The following is a 26,875-nucleotide window of genomic DNA, read 5'->3' as shown; positions in this document are numbered from 1 at the left end:
GCACACCTACCCGCCGAGCGCCCGCGCCAGGTACGCCGCCGTGCGGCCCCCGCCCGCCGCCGCCACCTGCGCCGGGGTGCCCTCCGCGACGACCCGGCCGCCCGCCGTGCCGCCGCCCGGACCCATGTCGATCACCCAGTCCGCGCCCGCCACCACCTCCATGTCGTGCTCCACGACCACCACCGAGTGCCCGGCGTCCACCAGCCCGTGCAACTGCTGCAGCAGCACCCGTACATCGGCCGGATGCAGACCCGTCGTCGGCTCGTCCAGCAGGTACAGCGTGTGGTCCCGGCGCAGCCGCTGCAGCTCCGTGGCCAGCTTGATCCGCTGTGCCTCGCCGCCCGAGAGCTCGGTGGCCGGCTGCCCCAGCCGCAGGTAGCCGAGCCCGATGTCCTCCAGTGCGCGCAGGCTCCGCGCCGCCGCCGGGACCTCCGCGAAGAACCCGGCCGCGGACTCCACCGTCAGCGCGAGGACCTCCGCGATGTTCAGGCCCGCGTAACGGACCTCCAGGGTCTCGGCGTTGTACCGCGCGCCGGCGCAGTCGGGGCACGGGGCGTACGTACTCGGCAGGAACAGCAGCTCCACCGAGACGAAGCCCTCGCCCTGGCAGGTCTCGCACCGGCCGCCCGCCACGTTGAAGGAGAACCGGCCCGCCTTCCAGCCGCGGGCCTTCGCTTCCGGCGCCGCCGTGAAGAGCCGACGCACCACGTCGAACAGGCCCGTGTACGTGGCCAGATTGGACCGCGGGGTCCGGCCGATCGGCTTCTGGTCCACCTCCACGAGCCGCCGTACGGGAAAGTCCGGCTCCGCGAGCCGCTCGCCGACCTCCCGGGCCAGTGCCTGCCCCACCAGCGTGGACTTCCCCGAACCGGACACCCCCGTCACGGCCGTGAACACCCCCAGGGGGAAGCGCGCGTCCAGTCCCCGCAGGTTGTGCCGGTCCACCCCGGTCAGGCGCACCGACCCGGTCTCCGTGCGCACCGGCCGGGGCGCCCCGGCGGGCTCCTGCGCCGCGAACAGGTGCCGGGCCGTCGCCGACCCCGCCACGCCGGCCAGGGCCGCCGGCGGCCCGCTGTGGAGGACCTGCCCGCCGTGCTCCCCGGCCAGCGGACCCACGTCCACCAGCCAGTCCGCGTGCCGCACCACGTCCAGCTGGTGCTCCACGACGAAGACGGTGTTCCCGGCCGCCTTCAGCCGGTCGAGTACGCCGAGCAGTGCCTCGGTGTCGGCCGGGTGCAGGCCCGCCGACGGCTCGTCCAGCACGTACACCACCCCGAACAGCCCCGACCGCAGCTGCGTCGCCAGCCGCAGCCGCTGCAGCTCGCCCGCGGAGAGGCTCGGCGCGGTCCGGTCCAGGCTCAGATAGCCCAGCCCCAGCTCGGTGACCGGCCCGATCCGGGAACGCAGGTCCTCGGCGAGCACCCGGGCGGCCTCCCCGTCCAGGGTGGCGGCGGCGAGTACGCCGTCCAGGTCGGTCAGCGGCATCCCGGCCAGGTCCGCGATGCCGTACCCCGCGAAGGTCACGGCCAGTGCCTCCGGGCGCAGCCGCCGCCCCTCGCACACCGGACACGGCGAATCGTCGAGGAACCTCTCGGCGCGCGCCCGCAGCGTGGCGCTCTTGCTGTCGGCGAAGGTCCGCATGACGTAGCGGTGGGCGCTCATGTACGTGCCCTGGTACGGCCGTTGGATCCGCTCGGCCTCCCGCACCGGGTGTACGGTCACCACCGGCTGCTCCTCGGTGAACAGGATCCATTCGCGGTCCTTCGCGGGCAGCTCCCGCCACGGCCGGTCCACATCGTGGCCGAGCGTCTCCAGGATGTCCCGCAGGTTCTTGCCCTGCCACGCGCCGGGCCAGGCGGCGATGGCACCCTGACGGATCGACAGGTCGGGCTCGGGGACGAGGAGTTCCTCGCTGGTGCGGTGGATCCGGCCGAGTCCGTGACACGAAGGGCAGGCGCCGGAGGCGGTGTTGGGAGAGAATGCGTCGGAATCCAGCCGCGGCGCACCCGGGGGATAGGTTCCGGCCCGGGAGTACAGCATCCGCAGGGAGTTGGACAGCAGGGTCACCGTGCCGACGGAGGAGCGCGAGCCGGGGGAGGAGCGGCGCTGCTCCAGCGAGACGGCCGGCGGCAGCCCGGTGACGGAGTCCACCTTCGGGGCGCCGATCTGGTGGATGAGCCGGCGGGCGTACGGGGCCACCGACTCGAAGTACCGGCGCTGGGCCTCGGCGTAGAGCGTGCCGAAGGCGAGCGAGCTCTTGCCGGACCCGGACACCCCGGTGAACACGGTCAGCGCGTCGCGCGGGATGTCCACGTCGACGCCGCGCAGATTGTGCTCCCGGGCGCCCCGGACCCGTACGAAGGGGTCGCGGGGGGCCTGGGGATCGGTGAACTGGTGCATTCGCCCCAGTTTAGGGCCTCGCTGGCGGGGCGGCGGCGGGGCTGCGGCGTCAGTGCCGGCCGGCCGTGATGGCCTCGGCCACCGCCGGATGCCTCAGGTAGTCGAGCACACTGTGCGGCCACAGCGGGGCGATGCTGATTTCCGGCCGCTCCTCCACCCCGTCGAACACCCGGGCCAGCTCACCCTTCGGGACGGCCACGAAATCTCCGACGTCGGCGATGTTCACCCACTGCCGCACCCCTGGAGGCCTGGCACCCCGGCCCTCCAGCGGACCGGGATCGAGCCGGTGGAAGACCGCGTTCGGCAGCGCCAGCGGGGAGCCGAGCGTCAGCAGGAGCCGTACGTCGAGCTTGCCCGCCAGGTCGTGCAGGGCCTCGTAGGCGACCACGCTGCCCAGCGAATGCGCGACGACGACCTCCGGCCGGTGCCGGACCAGCGCGGCCCGCACCCGCGCGCGCACGGGCTCGCGCCCGGCGGCGAAGTACCGCGCCACCTCGGGGAAGAACAGCCTGACGCTCTTCTCCACCACCGCGGGATTCTGCCGGGTCCGCTCGGCGACCTGCCCGCAGATCCACCGCAGCCAGCCCGTGGCCCGCCCCTGCGCCCCGCTGGGGTCGATCCCCCAGACCCTCGCCCACTGCTCGACCAGCGCCAGCTCGTCGTCGGCCGGCTCCGCGCCCTGCTGCTCGCTGCGCAGCAGGTCGGCGTAGTAGGCCGTCTCCAGATCGAGCCCCGGACCGGCCGCCCCGATCGCCCCGAGCCAGTCGGCACGCAGCCGCGCACTGCCGAGGTGGGGCGCGCTGTCGGCGGCCTTGTAGTTGCGGACGCCGTGGATGCCGAGGACGCGGGTCATGCGGGGGTCTCCTGTGCGTGCGTGCCGTCGCAGCCGTAGACGGCGACGGCTCCGTCGATCGTGACGAACAGCTTCTCGGGTCCGGCGAACCCGAAGTGGCTTGGCCGCCCGGGGAGCGGGATCCGCTGGACGAGACGCAGGTCGTGTGCCGCCCAGACCTTGATCACGCTGGTGCGGGAAGGGGGTTCTTCGACCATCAGCGCGAACAGCCTGCTGTCGGAGGAGAAGGTGAGCGGGGACGTGGATGAAGCGGCTCCTTCCACTCGCATGGTCTCTGCAGGTGGGAGCGGCCCCGAACCTGTGCGGATGACATGGAGGACGCCGGCGTAGGAGACGGCGACCAGTGTCTGGCTGTCGGGGGAGAACGCCATCTTGAGGACGTTTCTCATGGGCCCGGCCGACGCGAGGGCGTGGCCGGTGGCCGGATCGCGGAGTTCCAGACGGGCTGTCGTCCGGTTGAGGATCGCGATCAGGCGACCGTCGGGCGAGCCGACGGCACCGGAGGGGTCGAACTGGGGCAGCCGGGGGGCGGCGGCGCCGCTCCGCGCGGGCGCTCTCCACAGGCGTACCTGACCATTTGCGTCACCGCTGACCAGCAACGACACATCCGAAGGGTGGAACACCAGCGAGGTGGTGTCCGCGCTTCTCGCGGTCTGGTGGCTCACAGTCCGCCCCGACACCAAATCGACTACTTTGAGTGAGCTCAAGGAGCCGAAGGCCAGGAGGGATCCGTCCGCCGAGAACGCCACGTTGGAGCGGAACCCCCGTCCTCCGCCCGCCGGGCGGAGGAATTCGAGCGTGTCGCCGGACCACAGCCCGACGCCATTGCTGTTGAGTGCGGCGAGCAGGCGGCCATCGGGGGAGAAAGCGACTCCCCGTGTGCTGTCCGTGCTCAGGGAGGTCCGATGCCAGTCTGTGGTCCGCCACACGGTCAGGCCGCTCGTTCCGCTCGCGGCGAGCAGGAGTCCGTCAGGGCTGAAACACACCTTGGTGACAGCCCCGCTGAACTCCAGACGCGCTGCTTCGACCTGGTGTTCGCCGGTCACGTCCCAGACGGAGACATCAAGGTCCGCGCTGCCGATCGCGAGGTGACGACTGTCGGGAGAGAAGGCCAGGGCGCGGATCGCTCCGGTGCGGCACGCCCACGGCTGTCCGACGAGAATCCGCCGCCGGACGTCCCAGAGGTGAACGTTCCCCGTCCAGTGCCTCGTTGCGAACGCCAGCAGACGGCCGTCCGGCGAGAAGGTGACATCGCTTGTGCCTGCATGCCCGAGCAGAGGCCCGACGGACTGCCAGGTTGCCGTGTCCGTCACCTTCACTCCGCTGGTCGTGGCGGCCGCGAGGAGGCTCCCGTCCGGGGAGAAGGCCACATTGCGCACCAGAGAGTTCCGGTACTCGATGCAGCGGGCGCTGGAATCCACCCGGCCGCCCTCGGCCCACAGCACCGTGTGGGCCTCCTCCGGCTGAAAGCCGACCTCGCGCCCGATGCGGGTGAATTGCTTCTGGTGCTCGGGCAGGGTGAGCCGGTGGGCGTCGAACGCGAACACCGAAGCACGGTCTGACGCACTCCGCAGCTGCGAGTGCGAAGACCACGAGGCGCTCAACAGCCGGACGTACTCCGCGGCCCGCTCCGACTGTGCCAGGTCCAGTGCCCCGGGATCCTGTCGTGGATCGAAGCGGATGAGGAAGTACGGATCGGTGAGGAGCGTCTCGGCGTACGCGGGGGAGTCCGCCCGGCTCAGGTGCCCCAGGGCGTGCCGCAGCGCGTACGGCTCCGCCGAGTCCCAACGGTCGCCCGGCCGGCCCGCGTCCGCCGTGAAGGGGCCGACGACCTCCGACAGGAGCCTTCGCTCCAGGTCGAGGCTCCGGGCGGCGTCCACCGGGTCCGAACTCACGGGATGATCGCGCAGGTAGTCCGCCAGTCCCTGATGGAAGATCCGGTAGAGGGCCACATCGCTCTCGGGGTCGACTCCGGTACGCAGGAACGGCGTGGCCTCCCGCAGCGTGGCGAGGAAGGTCCTGTCGCTGATGTCGTCGGCGCCCAGGGCCCTCAGGCACCTGCGCAGCGTCGTCCGTGGCATGCCGTCACCCTGCGATCTCGCGAGGACGGCGAGGAACGCGCGGAGCGAGCCGAACTCGTCCTTGCGGGCGGCGAGCACTGCCTCCATCAGGTGCGGCAGCTCCGACGACGCCGCCAGGGTGTGTGCCCGGGCGGTGGCCTCGTCCTGCGGGGGGTTCTTCAGGGTCACCAGATAGTGGACGTACAGACCGGCGATCAGGAATGGCCCCCAGAGGCCGTCCGGTCGCAGCCGCCGGACGATGTTCTGTGCCCCCTCCTTCGCCAGGTAGTCGACGAAGTCCGAGGGCGGACCGTAGGCATAGGGCTTACTGGCCCTCAGCAACCGCACGACGTAGCGCTGTACATCCTCCTGGAGCGCGACAGGATCCGCCGTGTCCAGGTCGATCCGGTCCACGGCGATCCCGGAGGCCTCCGCGGTGCTCGACAGCTCGGCTGTTCCCTCGCGTCGGCCCCCCAGCAGGATCCTGCATGGCGCGACCGAGGCCGCTCCGTCCTGCTCGTCCGGTGCGACGAGCACGGACACCAGGCGCAGGACCGCCCGGGGGTCGGTGCTCTCATCCACGGCATCGACCACGATGAGCCGGTTTCTCTGCTCCCGCTCGAGGGCCTCACGCAGCAGGCCAGGGCTCCATCCGCCGGACTGGGAGCCACCGCCGGCCTGCTCCGGGGCTTCGCCGTCCGGGCCGTCCTGCTTGGGCAGGGCGAGTCCCGCCTGGTCCACGATGGCCGTCATCACCTGCTGCGCCGAGCGCTGCCGTGCGTGGACGGCGACGACGTCCGGGACCTCCGGAAGGTCGGGCCCGGCGGGCTCCCACAGGGCCCGGACCGTGCGGCGGAGGTGGGGATGGGCGGCGCACACGATGAGGCCCAGCAGCCCCGACTTGCCCGCCCCGGCCGCGCCCGTGACGGTCAGCAGCGGGCTGTCACCCGCCAACCAGGTCCGGTAGTGCTCCAGTTCGGCGGCCCGGCCCGAGAAGAAGCCCGTGCTGTGGTCCGTGGAGAACAGGCCGCGGCCGGAGGCGCGGTCGATGAAGTAGAGGCCGTCGGTGATCTTCTCGCCCGCCGCGATCCGATCGCCCAGGTCCTCGCCGGGGACGTAGCCCAGGGAGCGACGCAGCAACTGGATCTGTTCCGGCGTGTTCTGCAGCGTCAGCGGGTTCGGAAGGAACGGCCACTCGCCGTCGCCCTGCTCCACGCTGAAGCCGAGGGACATGCGCCGGGTGGTGGTGTCCGCCTTGATCTGGGCGATCAACTCCTTGACGAACCGCGTGAATCCGACCGTCTCGACGTCCGGGGCGAAGTCCCGGTACCGCAGCACGTCCAGCGCCGCGGTGATCCATCCGCTGAAGCGGCCCTGTTCCGTCGGTGAGCTGCTCACGGAGGCCCCGAGCGACCACACGCCCCGCCGGCCGTCGAGTTCGGAGACCGACTGCCGGCCCGTCGCGGTGCCGGCCGAGCAGGTGTCGATGAGGAACACCACGCGGCGCTCCCCGCCTCCGGCCCGTTCGGCCTCCTGCTGCGCCTTCTCGATCCACCGGTCGACGTCGACGTCGCGGTCGTCGTGCGCCACGAAGGAGAGACGGCCGCTGCGGTCCGCCCGGCCGTGGCCGATGAGGTGGACGACGAGGACGTCGGCGGCGCCCGGTTCGTCGACGATCCACTTCCGCAGCAAGGCCTCGATCTCGCCCTCAGGCAGGTCCAGCGAGGTTTCCCCCTCCGCGCCGAACTGCCCGAAGGCCGCCTGCACTTCCTTGACGCGCGAGCGAACGAACCCGAGGTCCTCCAGCTCGGAGCCCTCGGCGAAGCTTCCGACCCCGATCGACAGCACCATGAGGCCGGGTGCGCCCCGGCCTTCCGTCGTCCTGCTCAACACGCCCCTCGCCCAGATCGGTTGACGCCGCGCCACCACCGCGAACGGCACGGCTCACCGACGCTACCCGATCCCCGGGCTTCCTACCGCAGGGTCGCGGAGGCCCGCGACCCTGGCCAGGCGTGCGTACGAGTCCAGGAGCGCCGTGCGGTCGTACGTGGAGGTGGTGACCAGGAGTTCGTCCGCGCCGGTCAGGGCGCCGACCTCGGAGAGCTGCGCCGCGACCTGGTCCTCGGTGCCGTGGATGTGTCCGGCGAGGGCGCCCTCGTACAGCTCGCGTTCCTTCGCGGTCATCTCCAGGGCCTCGATCTCCTCCGCCGGGCGCAGCGGCGGGAAGCTGCCGCGGGTGCGGGAGTACGCGACGGACCAGGCCTCCGGGACCAGGATGCGGCGGGCCTCCTCGGCCGTGGCGGCGACCGCCACCGTTCCGGAGACGACCACGTACGGTTCCGCGGCCCGGGCGGAGGGCCGGAACTCCTCGCGGTACGTCTCCACGATCTCGCTCACCCGTCCGCGGGAGCGCAGGTCGCCCACGACCAGCGGCAGCCCGGCCCGGGCGGCGATCCCGGCACCCTCGCCGGTGGCCAGGACGTACGCCGGTATGCGCAGCCCTTCGGCGGGGCGGGCGTGCACCTCGGGGTGCGCCTGCTGGGTGCCGTCGAGCCAGCCCAGCAGTTCGGCCAGCTGCTCCTCGAAGCGGTCGGCGTCCCCGGTGTCCCGGCCCAGGGCGCGCCGGATCCCGTTGGTGAAGCCGACCGAGCGGCCGAGCCCCATGTCGATCCGGCCGGGGAACAGCGACTCCAGCACCCCGAACTGCTCCGCGACGACCAGCGGCTGGTGGTTGGGCAGCATCACGCCGCCCGTGCCGACGCGGATCCGGTGCGTCGCGCCGGCGACGGCCGCGGCCAGCACGGCCGGCGCCGATCCGGCGACTCCGGGCACGCTGTGGTGCTCGGACACCCAGAAGCGGTGGTAGCCGAGCTCCTCGGCCGTCCGGGCCAGCTCCACGGTGTCGCGCAGGGCCTGCGGGGCCGGGTGGCCCTCGCGGGTGCGGGACCGGTCGAGTATCGAGAGTTTTCGGATCACACAGGTGTCAACGTCCGGGGGCCGACAGGATTCCCCTCCCCCTTCTGCGGGGGCGGCGTCCGTGTCCGTGCCCGGCCCTACGCTGACCGGATGAGCGAGAAGAGCACCTCTCGGCCGCTGGCCGTCTTCGACATCGACAACACGCTGGCGGACACCGGCCATCGCCAGCACTTCCTGGAGCGGCGCCCCCGTGACTGGACGGGCTTCTTCGGTGCGGCCCCGGCCGATCCGCCGCTCGCGCGCGGGGTGGCGCTCGCGGTGGAGAGCGCGGCCGACTGCGAGGTGATGTACCTGACCGGGCGCCCCGAGCGGTGCCGGGCCGACACGCTCGACTGGCTCGCCCGCCACGGGCTGCCCGAGGGGCGGCTGTGGATGCGCGGGAACCAGGACCGGCGGCCGGCCCGCACGACCAAGCTGGAGGTGCTGGGCCGGATCGCGCGCGGCCGGGAGGTGCGCATGCTCGTGGACGACGACGAGCTCGTCTGCCAGGCGGCGCGGGCCGCCGGTTTCCGGGTGGTGCGGGCCGACTGGGCGGCGGACGCGCCGGAACTCGAATCCGCGCAGGAGGTCGAGGGCCGGACCTGACCGCGGCCGGCGGCCGGCCCGGCGGGGCTCAGTCCTCGCCGTCGAGGCGGAAGCCGACCTTGAGCCCCACCTGGTAGTGGGCGATCTCCCCGTTCTCGATGTGGCCGCGTACCTGGACCACCTCGAACCAGTCCAGGTTCCGCACGGTCTGGCCCGCCCTGGCGATCCCGTTGCGGATGGCCTGATCGATGCCCTCGTCGGAGGTGCCGACGATCTCGGTCACCCGGTACGTGTGATTGGACATGGGGGTCTCCCGACAGTGGGTGGCTTTTGCCTGGTTCTACGGTGCCCCAGTAAGTCCGGCTCCGCGAACTTTGCGCGAACAATCCGGAGCGAAAGACCCTTGACCGGCCTATTGGTCTATGCCAATTTCGAGCCATCTGAGATCGAGCCCCCAGAAGGTGACCCTCTTGAAGATGCGCTTGCTCGCCCTGTGCACCGCCCTCGCGGCCGCGACCGCCCTCACGGGCTGCGGCCAGTCGGCCGATTCGGCCTCAGGACCGCAGAAGGTGACGCTCTGGCTGATGAAGGGCAGCGCCTCGGAGGACTTCATCGACGCGTTCACCCTGTCGTTCGAGCACGAACACCCCGGCGTCGACCTGGACGTCCGGATCCAGGAGTGGACGGGCATCGGCGACAAGGTGAACGCCGTGCTCGACGGCACGAGCAAGGAGAGCGCCGACGTCATCGAGGTCGGCAACACCCAGGTAGCCCAGTACATCGAGAAGGGCGGCCTCTCCGAGCTCACCCTCGAAGGCCTGCGCGAGTGGGGCAGCAAGGACTGGCTCAAGGGCCTCGCCGAGCCGGGCAGCATCAACGGCGCCCAGTACGGCGTCCCCTGGTACGCCGCCAACCGGGTGGTCATCTACCAGAAGGACCTCTTCGCGAACGCCGGGATCAAGACCCCGCCCAAGAACCGCCAGGAGTGGATCCAGGCCACCCAGAAGCTCGACAAGGGCGACCAGCAGGGCATCTACCTCGCGGGCCAGAACTGGTACGTCCTCGCCGGCTTCATCTGGGACGAGGGCGGCGAACTCGCCGTCGAGACCGGCGGCAAGTGGGTCGGCACCCTCGACGACGAGAAGGCCCTGGCCGGCATGGAGTTCTACCGGCAGCTCCAGGCCCTCGGCGACGGCCCCAAGGACGCCGACGAGGAGACGCCCCCGCAGTCGCAGGCCTTCGCGCGCGGCCGGATCGCGCAGATCATCGCCCCGCCCGGCCAGGCCGCCGAGATCGAGGCGGCCAACCCCGCCCTGAAGGGCAAGCTGGGTTTCTTCCCGATCCCCGGCAAGACCTCCGACAAGGCGGGCGCCGTCTTCACCGGCGGCTCCGACCTGATCATCCCGGAGCGGACCGGACAGCGGAAGCACGCCGTCGACGTGATCACGGCCCTGGTCAGCGAGAAGTGGCAGACCGAACTCGCCCGTACGATGAGCTACGTACCGAACAAGACCACCCTCGCGCACGTGGTCGAGGGCAACGAGGGCGCCACCAACATGGCCCCCGGCGCCGCCCAGGGCCGGGCCACCCCCACCTCCGCCCGCTGGGCCGAGGTCGAGGCGAAGAACCCGATCAAGCCCTTCATGACGGCCGTCCTCACCGGCCGGGACCCCAAGCAGGCGGCCCGGACGGCCTCCGAGGAGATCGGCAAGGTCCTCAGCTCCGACCGCTGAGCCGGGCCGCCGCCCCGCCCGCCTACGGGTCCACCGCCGCCTTCACCACCAAGTTCAGCGTCCGCACATCCAAGGGCCGCTGAGCGGTCATGTCGAATCCAGCCGGTCACGGAAGAAGTAAAGGAGCCAGGCCACGCACCTGCCGGCCTGGCCCTCCGCGCCCGGATCAGGAGCCGCCATGACCATCGCACCCCTGTCCCCGTCCCCCCTGACGCCCCCCTCCACCCTCACCGTCCCCACCGGTCCCGCCCCCCTCACGCCCACCGCACCCCGGGGCGCCGTGCCGGCCGCCGGCCCCCACTACGCCGTACGTCTCGCCCGCGACGAGTCCGAGGTGCGCGCCGCCCAGCGCCTGCGCCACCAGGTCTTCGCCGGCGAGCTCGGCGCCCGCCTGGACGGGCCCGAGCCCGGCCTCGACTCCGACGCCTTCGACGCGTACTGCGACCACCTCCTCGTCATCGAGGAGGAGACCGAGCAGGTCGTCGGCACCTACCGGCTGCTGCCCCCGGAGCGCGCCGCCGTCGCCGGCCGCCTCTACTCCGAGGGCGAATTCGACCTCTCCGCCCTCGCCCCCATCCGCCCCGACCTGGTCGAGGTCGGCCGCTCCTGCGTCCACCCCGACCACCGCAACGGCGCCGTCATCGCCCTCATCTGGGCCGGCCTCGCCCACTACATGGACCGCACCGGGCACAACTGGCTCGCCGGCTGCTGCTCGATACCGCTCGCCGACGGCGGGGTCCTGGCCGCAGCCACCCGCGAGACCGCCCTGACCCGCAGCCTCGCCCCCGAGGAGTACCGGGTCACCCCGCACCTCCCCTGGAACCCCGAGGGCATCACCTTCCCCGACCGCATGGAGCTGCCCCCGCTGCTGCGCGGCTACCTGCGCCTGGGCGCCTGGGTCTGCGGCGAACCCGCCCTCGACGCCGAGTTCGGCTGCGCCGACCTGTACGTGCTGCTCTCGCTGCGCCGCACCAACCCGCGCTACCTGAAGCACTTCCGCTCGCTCGTCCCGGGCGCATGAGCGTCTGGCTTCCCACCTCGCCCTGCACCCCCGAGGCCTGTGCGGGCCACGAGGGGAGCATCGCGAGCGTCCCGCGGGCGGTGCTCCGGCTCACCGCCGCCGTCGCCCTGATCCTGCTGGGGATCCTGGGCGCCCCGCCGGTCCGGCTGCTGCCGGCCGGCCCCCGGCACACCGTCGTACGGGCCTGGGCGGCCGCCCTGGTACGGGCCTTCGGCATACGGATCACCGTGCACGGCAGCCCCGGCCCGGAAGGCGGCCGCCTCCTCGTCCCCAACCACATCTCCTGGCTGGACATCCCGCTCGTCGCCGCAGCCGTGCCCTGCCGGATGCTGGCCAAGAGCGACATCCGCGACTGGCCGGTCCTCGGCCGCCTCGCCGGAGGCGCCGGGACCCTGTTCATCGAGCGCGACAAGATCCGCGCCCTGCCCGCCACCGTCGAGACCATCACCGGCGCGCTGCTGGCCGGCGACCGGGTCACCGTCTTCCCCGAGGGCTCCACATGGTGCGGCCGCGCCCAGGGGACCTTCCGTCGGGCCGCCTTCCAGTCGGCGCTGGACGCGCGGGTCCCCGTACAGCCCGTGCGGCTCGCCTACCTGCACTGCGACGGCACCCCGGCCGGGGCGCCCGCCTTCGTCGGGGACGACCCGCTGACCGCCTCGCTGTGGCGGATCGCCCGGGCCCGCGGCGTACGGGCCGAGGTCAGGCTGCTGCCGCGGATCCCGCCGGGCCGGTACGCGCACCGGCGGGACCTCGCGGCAGCCGCTCAGCAGGCCGTGCTCGGAGCCTCAGCCCCGATCCTGCTTCCCGGCATACCGACTCAGCCGGCCACGCCGTCGGCGACCGACAAGGACAGCGCGAACCGGCCCGCCGCGTCCGTCCACCACTGGGTCAGCTCCAGTCCCGCCGCCGCCAACTCCTTCCGTACGCCCTCCTGACGGAACTTCGCCGAGACCTCCGTCAGGATCTCCTCACCCGCCGCGAACGGCACCACGAGATCCAGCGCCCGGATCTTCACCACCAGTTCCGCCCGGGCCCGCAGCCTCATCTCGATCCATTCCTGCTCCCTGTTCCACACCGCCACGTGCGCGAAGTCGGCGGTGTGGAAGTCCGCGTCCAGCTCACGGTTGACGACCGCCAGCACGTTCTTGTTGAACTCGGCCGTCACCCCCCGCGAGTCGTCGTACGCCGACACCAGCACGGCCTCGTCCTTCACCAGGTCCGTGCCCATCAGCAGCGCGTCCCCGGGCGACAGCATCGCCCGTACGGATGCCAGGAACACCGCACGCTCCGGCGGCAGCAGGTTCCCGATCGTGCCGCCCAGGAACACCACCAGCCGGGGTCCGGGGGAGTCCGGCAGCTGCAGTGCGCGCGTGAAGTCGGCCAGCAGCGCGTGCACCCGCAGCCCCGGATGCGCCGCGAGCAGCGTCTCCGCCGCCCCCCGCAGGGCGCTCTCGCTCACGTCCACCGGTACGTAGGTGTCCAGCGCGGGCATCGCCTCGATCAGGTGCCGGGTCTTCTCCGAGGAGCCCGAGCCCAGCTCCACCAGGGTGCGGGCACCGCTCTCGGAGGCGATCTCCCGGGCCCGCTCCAGCAGGATCTCCCGCTCCGCGCGGGTCGGGTAGTACTCGGGCAGCCGGGTGATCTCCTCGAAGAGCTCACTGCCCCGCGCGTCGTAGAACCACTTGGGCGGCAGCACCTTGGGGAGGTGGGTGAGCCCGTGCAGCACGTCCGTGCGCAGCGCGGTCTCCGCCGCGTGCTCGTCGAGGGTCCGGGTCAACTGGAAGTTGGTCACGGGGAGTTCTCCTTGAGCGGGGTCAGTTCGACCCGCGTGCGGGTGGCGGTCAGCAGGGTCCGGTCGGGCACTTCGCACCACCGGGGGTCGTCGTCGTACGGCTCGGAGGCCACCACGGTGCGCCGGGCGTCCGCGTCGGCCAGGTACCAGAGCGAGTCCCCCCATGCCGTGGCGGCGATCGTGGCACCGTCCGTCGCCAGCAGGTTCAGCCGCGAGCCGGGAGCCGCCGTGGCCAGCTCCCGGACCGGCTCGGCGAGCGCCGTGCCCAGGTCGTCGCCGGCCCGCAGCCGGTGCAGGACCAGTGCCCAGACCAGCGCCGAATCCGTGCGCGCGGCCAGCCGGAGCAGGTCCTCGGGCGGCAGCCCGGCCGCGAGCGGGCCCGCCGCGTCCGGCCAGCCCCGTATCGCGCCGTTGTGGCTGAACAGCCACGGCCCGTCCGAGAACGGCGCGGCCGCCGCCTCCCCGTCGGCCCCCGGCAGCGTGGCGTCCCGTACGGCGGCCAGCACGGCCCCGCTGCGCACCACCCGGGCGAGATCGGTGAAGGTCGGGTCGGACCAGACGGGCCCGGACCGCCGGTAGCGGGCGGGCACCGGGTCGCCCTCCGCGTACCAGCCGATGCCGAAGCCGTCGGCGTTGACCGTGCCGGAGCGCTGCCGGCGCGGCTCCCAGGACTGGCGCACCAGTGAGTGATCGGGCTCGCTCAGCAGCCGCCGGAGCTCCACCACCGGCCCCAGATAGGCGAGATGACGGCACATCAGACGTCCCTCGCGGTCCGGAAGCCGGAGAAGATCTGCCGCCGCACCGGAAGGTCCCAGTTGCGGAAGGTGCCCCGGCAGGCCACCGGGTCCACCGCGAAGGAACCGCCCCGCAGCACCTTGTGCTCCGGTCCGAAGAACACCTCCGAGTACTCCCGGTACGGGAAGGCCCGGAACCCGGGGTACGGCAGGAAATCGGACGCGGTCCACTCCCACACGTCGCCGATCAGCTGGCGCACCCCGAGCGGGGAGGCCCCCGCCGGGTAGCTGCCCGCACGGGCCGGGCGCAGGTGGCGCTGGCCCAGATTGGCCAGGGCCGGGGTCGGGTCCGCGTCGCCCCACGGGTAGCGGGCCGAGCGGCCGGTCGCCGGATCGAAGCGGGCCGCCTTCTCCCACTCCGCCTCCGTCGGCAGCCGCCGCCCCGCCCAGCGGGCGTAGGCGTCCGCCTCGTACCAGCTGACGTGCAGCACCGGCTCGTCCTCCGGCACCGGCTCGGTCACCCCGAAGCGGCGGCGCAGCCACTGGCCCGCCTCCCGGTGCCAGAACAGCGGGGCCTCTATGCAGTGTTCGCGGATCTGCTGCCAGCCCGGCGCCGCCCACCAGCGGGGCTCGCGGTAGCCGCCGTCCGCGATGAAGGCCAGGTAGCCGGCGTTGGTCACCGGCACCGTGTCGATCCAGAAGGGCCCGACGTCCCGGACGTGCGCGGGTCGCTCATTGTCCAGCGACCACGGCTCGGCGGAGGTCCCCATGGTGAACGGGCCTCCGGGGACGAGGACTTCGGCGGCGCGCGGCGGATCGTACGGGGCGTCCGGATCCGGCGCGGTCAGCACGGGCGCGCCCTGCCGCAGCTGGTGGGTGATCAGCATCGTTTCATCGTGCTGCTGTTCGTGCTGCGCGATCATCCCGAAGGCGAAGCCGTCGTCGAGGAGCGCACTGCCCTCCATCGGGGTGCGCTCCAGCAGGTCGAAGACCCGGCCGCGCACCTCGGCCGCGTACCGGCGGGCCTCCTCGGGTCCGAGCAGCGGCAGCTTGGGCCGCTCGGCGCGGGGATGCTCGAAGGCGTCGTAGAGCGGGTTGATCTCGGGGCGCATGGACGCGCGGCCGGCGACGTTGCGCAGCAGCCAGAGCTCCTCCTGGTTCCCGATGTGCGCGAGGTCCCACACGAGCGGGGACATCAGCGGCGAGTGCTGGGCGGTCAGGTCCGCATCGCTCACGGCGTCGGTGAGCCCGGCCGTCCGTGCGCGCGCGGCGGTCAGGGCGGCGGCCGCCCGCTCCCGCAGGGCTTCCCGGGACGGGTATGACGTGGTCATCGGCGGGCCTCCTTTCCGGTGAGCAGGGGGGACGCGTCGTCGGCCGGACAGCGGCCGCGCAGCACGAAGCGCTCGGTGAACGCACCGACCGTCTCCTGCACGTGCTCGCTCGCGCCCAGCCGGGGCAGCGCCTCCACGGCGGCCAGGAAACAGGCCGTCGCGGCCGTCCGCAGCTCCGGATCGGCCAGGCCGTCCCGGGCGGCGGAGCGCCACAGCGGATTGCGGGGCGAGGGCCCCGGGCCGTGCGCGTCGGACAGCGCCTTCGTCGCGCGGTACGCGGTCTCGGCCGCCTCCGGATCGTCGAACAGCGCGTGCACGACCGCCAGCGGGACCAGCCAGCCGTCGTCGCCGGGCTGCGCGTCGATCATCCGCAGCTCCAGGTGGCCGCGCGGCCGCACCGGCGGGAACAGCGTGGTCAGGTGGTACTCCAGGTCCTCGGCGGTGGGCGCCCGCAGCGCGGGGCGGCCCGCGGCACCGGAGCGCTCCGGCCACTCGAGGTCGCCGCCCGTGCGCAGCCAGTCGCGGAAGGTCGTGCCGCGCGGGATCTCCCAGGCCTCGCCCTCGTACGACCGGACGCACATCACCTCGGTGTCCAGTGCCTGCCGCGTCCACGCGGCCCGCGGCTCCGCGTCCAGCGGCGGCGCGAGGGCGCGCCGGCTGTCGATGTCGCTCCAGACGCCCTGACGGGCGCAGCGCCAGCCGGCGTACGGGCCCTCCTCCGCAGGGGAGTTGGCGAAGGCGGCCACCAGGACCGCGCCCAGCAGGTGGGCGAGGCGCCAGCGCCGGCCGTGACCGAGCACGCCCGGCTCCGCGTACCCGGCGTCCACGCAGACCTGCACGGAGGCGGAGGCGCACATCATGACGCGCCCGGCCGGGCCGGTGCGGTCGAAGTAGGCCTCCATCGCGTCGTAGCGCGGGCTGTTCAGCAGCCGGCGGTACGGGCGCCGCGGATCGCGGCCGAGGCCGCGCAGGACCAGTCCGCGGGCCAGCAGGGCGGCGCGCACGGCGGCGAGGTCGGCTTGCAGGCCGTCGACGCATCCGCTGAGGGAGGCGGCGGGGGCCGAGCTGAGTTCGAGCTGGCCGCCGGGTTCGACGGTCAGCCGCGAGTTCAGGGGCAGAGTGCGGGCGGCGGCGTGCGCGCCCCGCAGCCGCTCGGGGGACAGCGGTTGTTCGGGCCGTTCGGCATCCATGACCAGCCATTCGAGCTCGGCGCCGATGAGGCGGGGCGGGCCGGTCTTGAAACAGATGCCGTGGATCAGCTCCTCCGCCTCGGTCTCGCTGAGGGAGGCGGTGCGGGGTGGGGCGGGCGTGTGTGGGGGAGTGGGTGAGTCCTGGGGCATACCGGGTCCTCGTCTCCTGTCGTCGGCCGTGACTTCACCCGTGCCTACCCCTCCCTGGGGCACAAATTCCTTTGCCGCCGGTGGCCGGGGTGCAGAGGATGGCGGCGTGAGCAGCAGATTGCGCGAGATCGCGCGGGAGAACGCGGAGATCCTGGCGGCCGGTGGCTACCGGACGCGGTCGGGACGGCAGGTCTCCCTGGCCGCCGCCCTGGCGGAGGCCAAGGCAGGAACCAGGATATATGGACCAAACCGGGTCGTTCCAGACGGAGAGGTCGTTCGTGGGGGCGGACCGACGGCCGTCGAGGTCACGGGCGAGAGCACCACGGTCGCGGCCCGCAGGCTCGCGACGGGCGGCCCGGCCGCGGCGGCCGGCCCGGACCCGGCCCCGGTGGCGGCCCTGAACTTCGCCTCGGCCCGCAATCCCGGGGGTGGTTACGTCCGCGGGGCCAAGGCCCAGGAGGAGGCGCTGTGCCGCGCCTCGGCCCTGTACGAGACCCTGCTGGAGGCTCCGGAGTACTACGAGGTCCACCGCGCGGAGCGCAGCACCTTCTACACCGACCGGGTGATTCACTCGCCCGGGGTGCCCGTCTTCCGTGATGACCGGGGCGAACTGCTGGAGACCCCGTTCCGGGTCGGTTTCCTGACCTCTCCCGCCCCGAACGCGGGCACGATCCGGCGGCAGGAGCCGCAGCGGGTCGCCGAGATCCCGGGGGCGCTGGTCCGGCGGGCGGAGCTCGTGCTGGAAGTGGCCGCGCTGCACGGCTACCGGCGGCTGGTGCTGGGGGCGTGGGGCTGCGGAGTGTTCCAGACCGACCCGGCGGAGGTGGCCGAGGCCTTCCGGGGGCTGCTGGCGGGCCGGTTCGCGAGAGTGTTTGAACGGGTGGTGTTCGGGGTGCTGGACCGCAAGCCCGAGCCGCGGGAGGCGTTCGAGCGCGCCTTCGCGGGTTTCGGGGCCTGAGGACGGGGCGGGACGGCGCGGGCGCGTCCGTGCGGGCGGCCGGGCACCGGCCTTCTGTGCCCGTCCGTCCTCCCGCCGAGTCCGTCCCCGCGCCGCGTCCGCGCTGCCCTACGTCCAGCCGTAGCGCTCGCGCAGGCTGTCGACGACCAGCCGGAAGCGTCCCCGGTCCAGCGCGCAGGCCTCGCGCCGCATCCCGGACTCGTGCACCCGCAGCACCCGGTCGACGTCCACCCAGGACTCGCGGCCCGCGCTGTCCCACGGTCCCGTCCCGATCGGCACCCACTCCCGGTCGTGGTCGTGCCGCTTGCTGGACAGCTGCACGGCGAGCAGGGTCCGTCCGCCCGCCTCCCGCGCGACGACCAGCACCGGGCGGTCCTTCCCGCGGCCGTCGTTCTCCTCGTAGGGGACCCAGGTCCACACGATCTCACCGGGATCGGGGTCGCCGTCGGGGTCGGGTGCGTACTCGGTGCGTACGGGGCCGATGGCGCGGGGGTCGGCCTCGGTGGTCGCGGTGTCCCCGTCGCGGCCGGGCTGGTCGGTGTAGCCGTTGCCGTGATGCGAAAGTGCCGTCATCCCGCCGAGGTTACCGGGACCCGACCCGTGACCCGGTGCGGCCGGGTCGGCCGGTCAGGTCATGTCCGATTCCCGGTGCGAGCCCGTGCACAGCGCCCAGACGATGAAGAGGTTGACGACGACGAGGACCAGCGCCCACCAGGGGTAGTACGGGATCCAGAGGAAGTTGGCGATCGCGCCCAGTCCGGCGACCATGATGCCGAAGTAGCGCCCCCACAGGGCTCCGCCGAGGACGGCGCACCCGGCGACCACGAGGGCGATGCCCAGGATGAGGTGGATCCAGCCCCAGCCGGTCAGGCTGAACTCGAACACGTAGTGGCGCGTCACGACGAACAGGTCGTCGCTGGCGACGGCAGCGATCCCTTCGAGGAACGCCATCGCCCCTCCGAAGACCATCAGCACTCCCGCCAGGAGGGTGGTACCGGACGTGGGTGCGTGCCAGGGGCGCGGTTGCCCTTGGCCTGCCTGGGGCCTGCTGGCGTCACTGGCCATTTCGTTCTCCTAGGGTGCAGGGCCGGCGCGGTGGCCGGACCGGCGAGATCCCCCCATTCAGCCTGTCACGGAGGCTCACTGTCGGCACTCCGACCCCGCAGCCCCCCATGCCGGACCTCGTGCGCCGGACCTCGTGCGCCGGACCTCACGCGCCGGACCTCACGCGTCGGCGCGCACCGGATCCGGCCGCCGCGCCGCCCAGTCCTGTGTCGCCTCCACCTGCGCGGCCAGCGCCAGGAGCAGCGGCTCCGAGTCCGCCGGACCCAGGAGCTGGGCTCCCATCGGCAGCCCCTCGCCGGTGAACCCCGCCGGGATGTTCACCCCCGGCCAGCCGAGGACGTTCCACGTCCAGGCGTACGGGCAGGCGGCGATCATCGCCCGGTCCGTGGCCATGGCACCGAGACCGGCCAGCGCTCCGATCCGCAGCGGCGGGGTGGCCGTCGTCGGGGTCAGCACCACGTCGAAACGGCCGAAGACCTCGCCGACCCGCCGCCCCAGCGCCGCCTCCGCCCGCCGGGAGACCCGCAGGGCCAGCCCGCCCAGGATCCGGCCGGTCCGCACCGCCTCGTGCGTACGCGGGTCCAGCAGCGCCGGATCCGGCACCCGCGCCGCCCAGTCCCGTACGCCGCTGGTCGCGCGGGGTACGAAGGTCAGGCCGATCGGGCCGTACCTCGGGTCCTCCGGGACCACCTCGTGCCCCAGCGCCTCCAGCCGCCCGGCCAGCCGCTCCACCGCGGAACGCACTTGCGGGTCAAGGGCCTTGGGCGTGGCGGTGAAGGGCATCCCGAAGGAGAGGGCGATCCGCAGCCGGCGCGGGGTGCGCCGGGCCGCCTCGACCGCCGAGATGCGGGCCGGGCGGTGCAGGTCCTCGGGGTGCGGGCCGCTCGCGGCGTCCAGCAGGAGCGCCGCGTCGGCGACGGTGCGGGCCAGTACGCCGTTGACCGTGAGCCCGTGGAAGGACTCCGGCTCGGGCCAGGTGGAGATGCGCCCGCGCTGCGGTTTCACGCCGATCAGGTGGGTCCAGGCCGCGGGGATCCGGACCGAACCGGCACCGTCCGAGCCCAGCGCGGCCGGGACCAGGCCCGCCGCGACGGCCGCCGCCGAACCGCCCGAGGAACCGCCGGGCGAGTAGGCCGGGTTCCACGGATTGCGGGTCGCGCCGAAGGCCTCGCCCTCGGTGAAGGGCCACTGCCCGAGCTCCGGCGTCTGGGTCTTGCCGACGATGACCGCACCGGCCGCGCGCAGCCTCCGTACCGCCTCGCTGTCGGCCGTCTTCGGGGCGAAGGCCCCGGCACAGCCGAAGGCGGTCGGCTCCCCGGCCAGGTCCATGTCGTCCTTGACCGCGAGCGGTACGCCCAGCAGGGGCAGCCGCTCGCCCGCGGCCAGCCGCCGGTCCGCCGCGTCCGCCTCGGCGAGCGCGGCGTCGGCGCGTACGGTCCGGAAGGCGTTCAGCTCCGGCTGCGCCGCCGCGATCCGGCGCAGCGCCCGCTCGGTCAACTCCCGTGCGGACACACTGCCTTCGGCGAGCGCTGATGCCATTTCGACCAGGCCGGCTGAAGCATCCGACATCGCGATCCACTCCCCCTATTACCGTTCGGTAGGTAGACGGTACGGGGGACCGGCCGGGCACGACTACCCATGTGGGCGCCGACCTTGGGGATGGGGGCGGTCAGAGGAGGGATACGACGTCCTCGCCCCAGGAGGAGAGCGTGTCGACGGCCCGCAGGCGGTGGGGGCCGTCGCCGAGGGCCGCGGCGAGGACCTGGTTGCGGTGGGCGGAGCCCCGGTCGGACAGGGCGGGCAGCCGGAGCAGCGGCAGGAGCAGGCCGAGGGCCGCCTCGCGTACGACGGGGGAGCCGGAGGCGAGGAAGGGGTGCACGGCCGCGTAGTACTCCGGCGCGAGGTCGAGGAACGCCTCGAGGTCCTCCGCGTCGCCGTAGGGCCGCTCCCGCTGGGCCATCGCCTCGACGAGCGAGTCCCCCAGCCAGGTCATCAGGCCGGCGCGCAGCGGGAACGGGGTCTGCGGACCCAGGTCGTACACCTCGTACTCGCTGCGGTCGGTGACCTGCGCCAGGGTCCGCGGGTCGCCCAGGACCGCGGCCACGTACCGGGCCGCGGGAGCCGTGGCGGTGTAGAAGACGTCCCCGTTGGTGAGGGCTTCGGCCAGGCAGCGCAAGGCGTATCCCTGGACGCGCGGGTCGTCGTCCAGCAGCTCCCGCAGGATCACGGGCGTTTCCGGTGCCGCGGCCGGGCAGCAGTGCTCCACCGCGTTCCAGTCCGTCCGCAGCAGCAGGGCACCCGGGTCCACTCGGCCGTCGTGTTCAACCTCGTTGCTCATGTCACCAGTCTGGCAACCGCCACTGACAGCGTGTCGTGTGATGCTGCCGTCATGACTGATCAACGCGAGGTCGCCATCGTCCGCTGGCCCGACCAGAGCCCTTCCGCTGAGGACGGGCTGACAAGTTTGTTGACGGCGTACCACCTGCGGACGGAGGCGGAGAAGGGCGGGGCCGTTGCCGGCGTGGACGGGTTGCCCGACTCCTATCGGGCGGAAATCTCGGACCCACGGACGGCATTCGTCGACGACGCGGTGCTGTTGGCCCTGAGCGGGGACACCGTTGTGGGATGCCTGGTGGTGACGGCACCCGCCGGTGGGCGCTCGGAGATCAAGAGGCTCTGGACCGACCCGTCGTTCCGGGGCCGGGGCATTGCGTCCGGCTTGCTTGGCGCCGCGCTCGCGTATGCCGCGGAAAGCGGCGTGAGCGGTGTGCGGCTGTCGGTGTGGAGTTGGCGGACCGGGGCCATCGCCCTGTACGAACGGCTCGGCTTCGTCGTCACCGAGTCGTGGGATGCGCGGGATCAGCTGGTCTGCATGCAGCGCGCGGTGTGAGGGGTCACGGCCACGTTGTCGTACCGCGTGGCCACGGCGCGGTGCCCCAGCGGATTCCGGCGCCGCCGCAGGTGGACACGGCAGCGCCGAAACAGGTCGTACACCCGGACCTAGATCCAGCCCTCCAGGGAGGCCATGAACCCGTCGAAGTCGTCGCGGTGGATGGTGTGTCCGGCCCCGGCGACCGAACGCACCCGGAAGCCGCGGCTCTTGAGCAGCTCCGCCCGCTCCGGCGAGATCAACCGGCTCGGATCGGCGAGCTGGACCAGCGACGGGACCACCGGCGCCGCCGGCATCAGGTCGGCGCCGAGCAGCGGGGCGAGGCTCAGCGCCGTCTGCTCGTCCCACAGCGCCAGGGTCGCCAGCTCGATGTCGACGTCCACGTCGTCCCAGCGCGGACTCATCGCCCGGATCTCCTCCCTGGTCGCCGACTTGAACCGGGCCAGCAGCTCCGGGCCGAAACCCTCCGCCGGGGCGGCCAGGTGCCAGCCGGGGTCGGAGTACACCGCCCGCCGCGGCTTCAGCCGGTCCACCGCGAGCGACAGGGTCAGGCCGCCGAGGGAGTGGCCGATGGCCAGTTCGGCGCCGGCCGGCAGCGTCTCGACCAGGTCGTCGGCGTAGAGCTCCGGGCTGTACGCGCCACGGCCGCTGGCCCCGTGGCCCCGCAGGTCCACGGCGATGACGCGGTAGCCGCGGTCGGCGAGGGCCGGGCCGACCCGGCGCCAGGTCCGGTGGTCGGCCATGATGCCGTGGATCAGGAGGGCGATGCGGTCGCCCTCGCCCCAGGTCTGGGTGTGCAGCTGCACGGTGGTGCCTTTCTCGGGCTTCGATGGGGTGAACTGTGTCCGGGAGCGGTGAGTTCGGGTCGACGGTACGGACCGGTGGCGGCGGGGCCCCGATCAGCGCACGCTGCGGATCGGCATCACCGCCAGCGCCCCCGCCACCGCCAGCACGGCCGCGACGACGAACAGCGCCGTGTACCCGCCGCTGAGCGAGACGATCACCGAGGCGATGAACGGCGCGACGATCTGCGGGCCGGCGTTGGCGATGTTGAGCACGCCCATGTCGCGGGCCGCGTCCTCGGCCTTGGGGAGCACCATCGTCACGAGCGCGGTGTCCACCGCCATGTAGCAGCCGAACGCCAGCCCGTTGACCACGGAGAAGGCCAGCATCGCGGTCCAGCTGGTCGACACGGCCGGGATGACGAGCGCGACGGCCGACAGCAGGGCGGAGGCGCCGACGAAGAGCTTGCGGCGGTCGAACCGGTCGGAGAGGTATCCCCCGAGGACCGTGGAGACGACCATCGCCACACTGGTCAGCGGCATCATCACCGCCACCGCGGCCTCCGGCTTCATGCCGTCGGGCAGCACCGTGTGGTCCTGGAGGATGTACAGCTGGTAGCCGGTGACCGCGAAGTACCCGAGGACGAGCAGCGCCCGTCCGATGAACGCCCACCGGAAGTCGTGGTGGCGCAGCGCGCTCGCGAAGGCGGCGAGCTGGGCCTTGACGGGCAGCGAGGCGCGGGCCGGGAGGCGGTCCTCGCGGCTGCAGGCGGTGAAGAGGACGGCGGCTCCCGCCACGAGCGCGCCGAACACGAGGTACCCGGTGCGGTAGTCGTCGGAGAAGGCCGCGCCGAGCAGCGCACCGAGGGTGGAGCCGAAGGGCAGGCCGAGGCCCACGGCCGCGGAGGCCTTGCCGCGGGCGCTCAGGGGCACCCGGTCGGGGACCACGGAAGTGATGGCCGCCTGGTAGACGTTCATGACGGCCTGGCCGAGGCACCAGGCGATCGTGATCAACAGGATCGTGTCGGCGAAGCCGAGCAGGAACATGGCGGGAACGGCGGCGAGTCCGCCGCCGAGGATCCAGGGGTTGCGCCGTCCGCTGCGGTCGGACAGGGCGCCTGCGACGGGGTTGAAGACCGTGGCGAAGATCGCCGAGACCCCTGCGATCAGGCCGAAGTTCGCCACCTTGTTCGCCGGGTCGATGTCCTCGACCTGGAGTGCGAGCAGGACGCCGGCCACGCCGATGTAGAGCGCGTACATGGCGCTGTTGCCGACGAGCAGCAGGGGGAGCAGGCCGCGGCGTGCAGGGCCGGGTCCGGGGCCGGTGGGCGCGTCGGTGGTGGCGGCGGTGGAACCGGTGCCGGGGGAGGAAAGGGCCACGGTGCCCTCCTGGGCGGTTGCGGGCGGAGGAAGGGAGGGGGAGGGGGAGAGGGATGGTGCGGGGTGGGGCCGGGTGCGGTGAGGGGCCGGGTGACGGGTGGGGTGAGGGGTGCGCGCCGCCCTGTCGCGACGGCGGGGGTGCGACGGAGCGCGACAGGGCGGCGGCACGGCGGGTCACGTGCATGCGCACGTGCGGTGACACATCCGTCGTCACGTCCGTCGACGGGGATGTGAAACCGTGGTTACACGTGTCAATGACTCGCGTAACCACTGTGTAGCATTCGTTTCAGGCCATCCGCTAGCCCCTGGGCGCAATCGGTCTGGAAAGATGCCACGGCAATGTCTCAGTCATCGAAATCGCCGAAGCCGCCGACCGCGGCCTCCGGATCCTCCACGCCGCCACCCCCCGTTCCGACCAGCGCCGACGTGGCCCGCCTCGCCGGGGTCTCGCGCGCGACCGTCTCGTACGTGCTGAACAACGCGGAAGCCGTACGCATCAGCGAGCCGACCCGCCGCAAGGTCCGCGAGGCCGCCGAGGAGCTCGGGTACGTCCCGCACGCGGCCGCCCGCAGCCTGCGCGCCGGGCACACCCGGATCGTGCTGCTGCCCACCCCGAACGTGCCGATCGGCCCGCTCTACAGCGCCTTCCTGAACGAACTCCAGTGGGCGCTGCGCCGGCTCGACTACACCGTGGTCCAGTACGGCAGCCTCGGCCTCAGCGGGGACGAGGCCGTACGGGCGTGGGCGGAACTGCGTCCGGTGGCGGTGATATCCCTCGGCGAGATCACCCTCTCCGCGCGCAACGTCGCCACCCTCAAGCGGGCCGGGGCCCGCGCGGTGATCACCATGGGCCCGGTCGGCGTACCCGGGGCGCACGCACTGGTCATGGACCAGCAGGAGGTGGGCGCCCGGGCCGCGGCCCATCTCGTCGAGCGGGGCCGTCGGCGGATCGGTGTGGTCGTCCCGGAGGAGGAGGGGCTGGAGCTGTTCTCCGCGCCCCGGCTGGCGGGCGCACGCTCCGTGGCGAGTGCGGCGGACGCGGCGGGTGCGGAGGGCACGGACGGCGTACGGGTCGAGCCCGTCCCGATGGCGTACTCCGAGGAATCGGCGGCGGCGCTCGCGGCCCGCTGGCGCGGGCTCGGGCTGGACGCGGTCTTCGCGTACAACGACGAGTACGCGATGCTGCTGATGCGGGCCTTCCAGGACGAGGGGCTGCGCATCCCCGAGGACGTCGCCGTCATCGGCGCCGACGACCTGCTCATCGGGCGGCTGCTCCGGCCCCGGCTGAGCACGGTGCGCCTGGAGATGCCGACCGGTGACCACCTGGCCTCGCTGGTGGACCAGGCGGTGCGCGAGCCGACGGAGGTCACGGAGCGGCACGACCTGATGGCGGCCGAGGCGGTGCATCGCGAGTCGACCTGACGGCGCCCCGCTGGGGCGCCGGGTCAGGGGCCCTCGTCCGTAGCCCCGGTCCGGCGCTCCTGATCCGTCGCCCCGTTCCTGCGGCCCGTTCCTGCGGCCCGTTCCCGCGGCCCGTTCCGTGCGGGCCGGGCCGACGGGTCGCCCGGGGGCCGTTGACAGGCGGTGACGTGCGGACGGAGACTGCGGGCGCGCCCCACCGGGCGTGCCCGGCGGCGTGTCGCGATGCCCACACCGGCGTCGTGCCCACACCGGCATCGGTGCCCACACGGCGCCGGTGCGCCACCGCCCGTACGGATCCGCCCAGGAGAGACCCCATGAGCATCCGCACCGTCCGCGACGTCTACGTCGTCGACGCCGTCCGCACCCCGATCGGCAAGTTCGGCGGGGCCCTCGCCGGGGTCCGCCCGGACGACCTGGCCGCGCACGTGGTGCGCGCGCTGGTGGACCGTACGCCCGACCTCGATCCGGCCCGCATCGACGACGTCGTCTTCGGCGATGCCAACGGCGCGGGCGAGGACAACCGGGACGTGGCCCGGATGGCCGTCCTGCTGGCCGGCCTCCCCGTGAGCGTCCCCGGGGTCACCGTCAACCGGCTGTGCGGGTCCGGCCTCGAAGCCGTGATCCAGGCCGCCCGCGCCATCGCGCTGGGCGACGCCTCCGTGGCCATCGCGGGCGGCGTCGAGTCGATGAGCCGCGCCCCCTGGGTGGTCCAGAAGCCCGAACGCGCCTTCCCCGCCGGGCACCAACAGATGTGGTCCACCACCCTCGGCTGGCGGATGACCAACCCGCGGATGCCCGCCGAGTGGACCGGCTCGCTCGGCGAGGGCGCCGAACTCGTCGCCGACAAGTACGCCGTCACCCGCGAGGCGCAGGACGCCTTCGCCCTGGAGAGCCACCGCAAGGCCGCGGCCGCCTGGGCCGCCGGGCTGTACGACGGCGAGGTCGTGCCGTACGAGGGCGTCGACCTCGTACGGGACGAGTGCATCCGCGAGGGTTCCACCCCCGAGGCGCTGGCCCGGCTGAAGCCGGCCTTCCGGACGGACGGCCGGGGCACGGTCACGGCCGGCAACGCCTCCCCGCTCAACGACGGCGCCGCCGCCCTGCTGTTGACCGACGAGGCGGGCCTGGCCGCCACCGGCCGGGAGCCGCTCGCCCGGATCAGCGCCTCCGCCGTGACGGGGATCGAGCCCCAGCTCTTCGGGCTCGGCCCGGTGGACGCGGTGCAGCGGGCCCTCGGCAAGGCCGGCCGAGGACTGTCCGACCTCACCGTCCTCGAACTCAACGAGGCTTTCGCGGCCCAGGCGTTGGGCTGCCTGGCGGCCTGGCCGGAGCTGGACCCGGCCGTGGTCAATCCGCGCGGCGGCGCCATCGCGATCGGCCATCCGCTCGGTGCCTCGGGCGCCCGCCTGGCCGGTTCGGTCGCCCACCAGCTGGCGGCGGCGGGCTCCGGCACCGGCATGGCGGCGCTGTGCATCGGCGTCGGGCAGGGCATCGCGCTCGTCCTGGAGCGCTGAGCCGGCTCCGGCACCGCCCTGGTGGTGCACCCGCCCCACCAGGGCGTCGACCATTTCCGGTCAGCGCCCGCCGTCAACTGCCCAATAACTGAACAGAAG

At 73.1% G+C, this 26,875-nt stretch carries 23 protein-coding genes; 8 read left to right on the top strand and 15 right to left on the bottom strand.

Features of this window, described 5'->3' with window-relative positions; genetic code table 11:
* Positions 1-6: 6 nt before the first annotated feature.
* From ACFYZ4_RS04035 to ACFYZ4_RS04020, 4 genes are all read right to left on the bottom strand, one after another.
* On the bottom strand, positions 7-2,400 hold the full coding sequence (locus ACFYZ4_RS04035; protein ID WP_390782971.1) for an ABC transporter: 2,394 nt from the start codon (positions 2,398-2,400) through the stop codon (positions 7-9).
* Between the two features lie 49 nt (positions 2,401-2,449).
* The gene (locus tag ACFYZ4_RS04030) at positions 2,450-3,253 is read right to left on the bottom strand and encodes a hypothetical protein (RefSeq protein ID WP_390782970.1); all 804 of its coding nucleotides are present in this window, start codon (positions 3,251-3,253) and stop codon (positions 2,450-2,452) included.
* Positions 3,250-7,203, bottom strand: a complete 3,954-nt coding sequence (locus tag ACFYZ4_RS04025) for an NACHT and WD repeat domain-containing protein (RefSeq protein WP_390782969.1) — start codon at positions 7,201-7,203, stop codon at positions 3,250-3,252. The genes ACFYZ4_RS04030 and ACFYZ4_RS04025 overlap by 4 nt, the downstream gene beginning before the upstream one ends.
* Positions 7,204-7,266: 63 nt before the next feature.
* Entirely contained in the window at positions 7,267-8,289 is a 1,023-nt protein-coding gene (locus ACFYZ4_RS04020; protein ID WP_390782968.1) for an MsnO8 family LLM class oxidoreductase, read from the bottom strand.
* A gap of 90 nt (positions 8,290-8,379) precedes the next feature.
* Between ACFYZ4_RS04020 and ACFYZ4_RS04015 the strand changes: the two genes are divergently transcribed.
* The gene (locus ACFYZ4_RS04015; RefSeq protein ID WP_390782967.1) at positions 8,380-8,874 is read left to right on the top strand and encodes a hypothetical protein; all 495 of its coding nucleotides are present in this window, start codon (positions 8,380-8,382) and stop codon (positions 8,872-8,874) included.
* A 28-nt stretch (positions 8,875-8,902) separates the two neighbouring features.
* On the opposite strand, the gene ACFYZ4_RS04010 is transcribed toward ACFYZ4_RS04015, so the two are convergent.
* On the bottom strand, positions 8,903-9,118 hold the full coding sequence (locus ACFYZ4_RS04010) for a dodecin (RefSeq protein ID WP_351292961.1): 216 nt from the start codon (positions 9,116-9,118) through the stop codon (positions 8,903-8,905).
* 166 nt (positions 9,119-9,284) lie between these two features.
* On the opposite strand from ACFYZ4_RS04010, the gene ACFYZ4_RS04005 reads away from it, so the two are divergent.
* The 3 genes from ACFYZ4_RS04005 to ACFYZ4_RS03995 all read left to right on the top strand — a co-directional run bounded on the left by ACFYZ4_RS04005 (position 9,285) and on the right by ACFYZ4_RS03995 (position 12,503).
* Positions 9,285-10,547 (top strand): extracellular solute-binding protein, encoded by a 1,263-nt coding sequence (locus tag ACFYZ4_RS04005; RefSeq protein ID WP_351292963.1) that lies wholly within the window; start codon positions 9,285-9,287, stop codon positions 10,545-10,547.
* Positions 10,548-10,725: 178 nt separating this feature from the next.
* Positions 10,726-11,568 (top strand): GNAT family N-acetyltransferase, encoded by an 843-nt coding sequence (locus ACFYZ4_RS04000; RefSeq protein ID WP_390782966.1) that lies wholly within the window; start codon positions 10,726-10,728, stop codon positions 11,566-11,568.
* Positions 11,565-12,503 carry a lysophospholipid acyltransferase family protein gene (locus tag ACFYZ4_RS03995; protein ID WP_384343054.1) on the top strand — a complete coding sequence of 313 codons (939 nt, stop codon included), beginning with the start codon at positions 11,565-11,567 and terminating at the stop codon, positions 12,501-12,503. Before ACFYZ4_RS04000 ends, ACFYZ4_RS03995 begins: the two co-directional genes overlap by 4 nt.
* Here ACFYZ4_RS03995 and egtD read toward each other — a convergent pair.
* Genes egtD through egtA form a run of 4 tightly spaced genes read right to left on the bottom strand, consistent with a single transcriptional unit; the run spans position 12,386 to position 16,765 of the window.
* Positions 12,386-13,360 carry an L-histidine N(alpha)-methyltransferase gene (gene egtD / locus ACFYZ4_RS03990; RefSeq protein ID WP_351292969.1) on the bottom strand — a complete coding sequence of 325 codons (975 nt, stop codon included), beginning with the start codon at positions 13,358-13,360 and terminating at the stop codon, positions 12,386-12,388. The two genes, ACFYZ4_RS03995 and egtD, sit on opposite strands and share 118 nt — an antisense overlap.
* Positions 13,357-14,115, bottom strand: a complete 759-nt coding sequence (gene egtC, locus ACFYZ4_RS03985) for an ergothioneine biosynthesis protein EgtC (protein ID WP_390782965.1) — start codon at positions 14,113-14,115, stop codon at positions 13,357-13,359. Before egtC ends, egtD begins: the two co-directional genes overlap by 4 nt.
* Positions 14,115-15,425, bottom strand: coding sequence for an ergothioneine biosynthesis protein EgtB (gene egtB / locus ACFYZ4_RS03980; RefSeq protein WP_390782964.1), 1,311 nt, complete (start codon positions 15,423-15,425; stop codon positions 14,115-14,117). The genes egtC and egtB overlap by 1 nt, the downstream gene beginning before the upstream one ends.
* A complete protein-coding gene (gene egtA, locus ACFYZ4_RS03975; protein ID WP_351292975.1) occupies positions 15,422-16,765 on the bottom strand; it encodes an ergothioneine biosynthesis glutamate--cysteine ligase EgtA in 1,344 nt (447 codons plus the stop codon). The genes egtB and egtA overlap by 4 nt, the downstream gene beginning before the upstream one ends.
* 106 nt (positions 16,766-16,871) lie before the next feature.
* Here egtA and ACFYZ4_RS03970 point away from each other — a divergent pair, with 106 nt between their 5' ends.
* The gene (locus ACFYZ4_RS03970) at positions 16,872-17,723 is read left to right on the top strand and encodes a TIGR02452 family protein (RefSeq protein WP_390782963.1); all 852 of its coding nucleotides are present in this window, start codon (positions 16,872-16,874) and stop codon (positions 17,721-17,723) included.
* Positions 17,724-17,831: 108 nt separating this feature from the next.
* Here ACFYZ4_RS03970 and ACFYZ4_RS03965 read toward each other — a convergent pair whose 3' ends face one another.
* From ACFYZ4_RS03965 to ACFYZ4_RS03950, 4 genes are all read right to left on the bottom strand, one after another.
* A complete protein-coding gene (locus tag ACFYZ4_RS03965) occupies positions 17,832-18,296 on the bottom strand; it encodes a type II toxin-antitoxin system PemK/MazF family toxin (protein ID WP_390782962.1) in 465 nt (154 codons plus the stop codon).
* A 54-nt stretch (positions 18,297-18,350) separates the two neighbouring features.
* The gene (locus tag ACFYZ4_RS03960) at positions 18,351-18,788 is read right to left on the bottom strand and encodes a hypothetical protein (RefSeq protein WP_351292981.1); all 438 of its coding nucleotides are present in this window, start codon (positions 18,786-18,788) and stop codon (positions 18,351-18,353) included.
* Between the two features lie 159 nt (positions 18,789-18,947).
* Complete coding sequence (locus ACFYZ4_RS03955; RefSeq protein ID WP_390782961.1) at positions 18,948-20,357, bottom strand: amidase; 1,410 nt, start codon at positions 20,355-20,357, stop codon at positions 18,948-18,950.
* Between the two features lie 100 nt (positions 20,358-20,457).
* On the bottom strand, positions 20,458-21,126 hold the full coding sequence (locus tag ACFYZ4_RS03950; protein WP_390782960.1) for a hypothetical protein: 669 nt from the start codon (positions 21,124-21,126) through the stop codon (positions 20,458-20,460).
* A 51-nt stretch (positions 21,127-21,177) separates the two neighbouring features.
* On the opposite strand from ACFYZ4_RS03950, the gene ACFYZ4_RS03945 reads away from it, so the two are divergent.
* Positions 21,178-21,678 (top strand): GNAT family N-acetyltransferase, encoded by a 501-nt coding sequence (locus tag ACFYZ4_RS03945; protein WP_390782959.1) that lies wholly within the window; start codon positions 21,178-21,180, stop codon positions 21,676-21,678.
* 110 nt (positions 21,679-21,788) lie between these two features.
* Here the strand turns inward: ACFYZ4_RS03945 and ACFYZ4_RS03940 are convergent, their stop codons facing one another.
* Together ACFYZ4_RS03940 and ACFYZ4_RS03935 are read right to left on the bottom strand one after the other, a co-directional pair.
* Entirely contained in the window at positions 21,789-22,484 is a 696-nt protein-coding gene (locus ACFYZ4_RS03940; RefSeq protein WP_390782958.1) for an alpha/beta fold hydrolase, read from the bottom strand.
* Positions 22,485-22,577: 93 nt separating this feature from the next.
* On the bottom strand, positions 22,578-23,840 hold the full coding sequence (locus tag ACFYZ4_RS03935; RefSeq protein ID WP_390782957.1) for an MFS transporter: 1,263 nt from the start codon (positions 23,838-23,840) through the stop codon (positions 22,578-22,580).
* A gap of 339 nt (positions 23,841-24,179) precedes the next feature.
* On the opposite strand from ACFYZ4_RS03935, the gene ACFYZ4_RS03930 reads away from it, so the two are divergent.
* Both ACFYZ4_RS03930 and ACFYZ4_RS03925 read left to right on the top strand, forming a co-directional pair.
* Positions 24,180-25,262 carry a LacI family DNA-binding transcriptional regulator gene (locus tag ACFYZ4_RS03930; RefSeq protein ID WP_351292993.1) on the top strand — a complete coding sequence of 361 codons (1,083 nt, stop codon included), beginning with the start codon at positions 24,180-24,182 and terminating at the stop codon, positions 25,260-25,262.
* 314 nt (positions 25,263-25,576) lie between these two features.
* On the top strand, positions 25,577-26,776 hold the full coding sequence (locus tag ACFYZ4_RS03925; protein ID WP_351292995.1) for a thiolase family protein: 1,200 nt from the start codon (positions 25,577-25,579) through the stop codon (positions 26,774-26,776).
* Positions 26,777-26,875 lie beyond the last annotated feature (99 nt).

The organism is Streptomyces sp. NPDC001513 (assembly GCF_042894695.1).
GTDB lineage: Bacteria > Actinomycetota > Actinomycetes > Streptomycetales > Streptomycetaceae > Streptomyces.
This window is presented reverse-complemented; position numbering and strand designations above follow the sequence as displayed.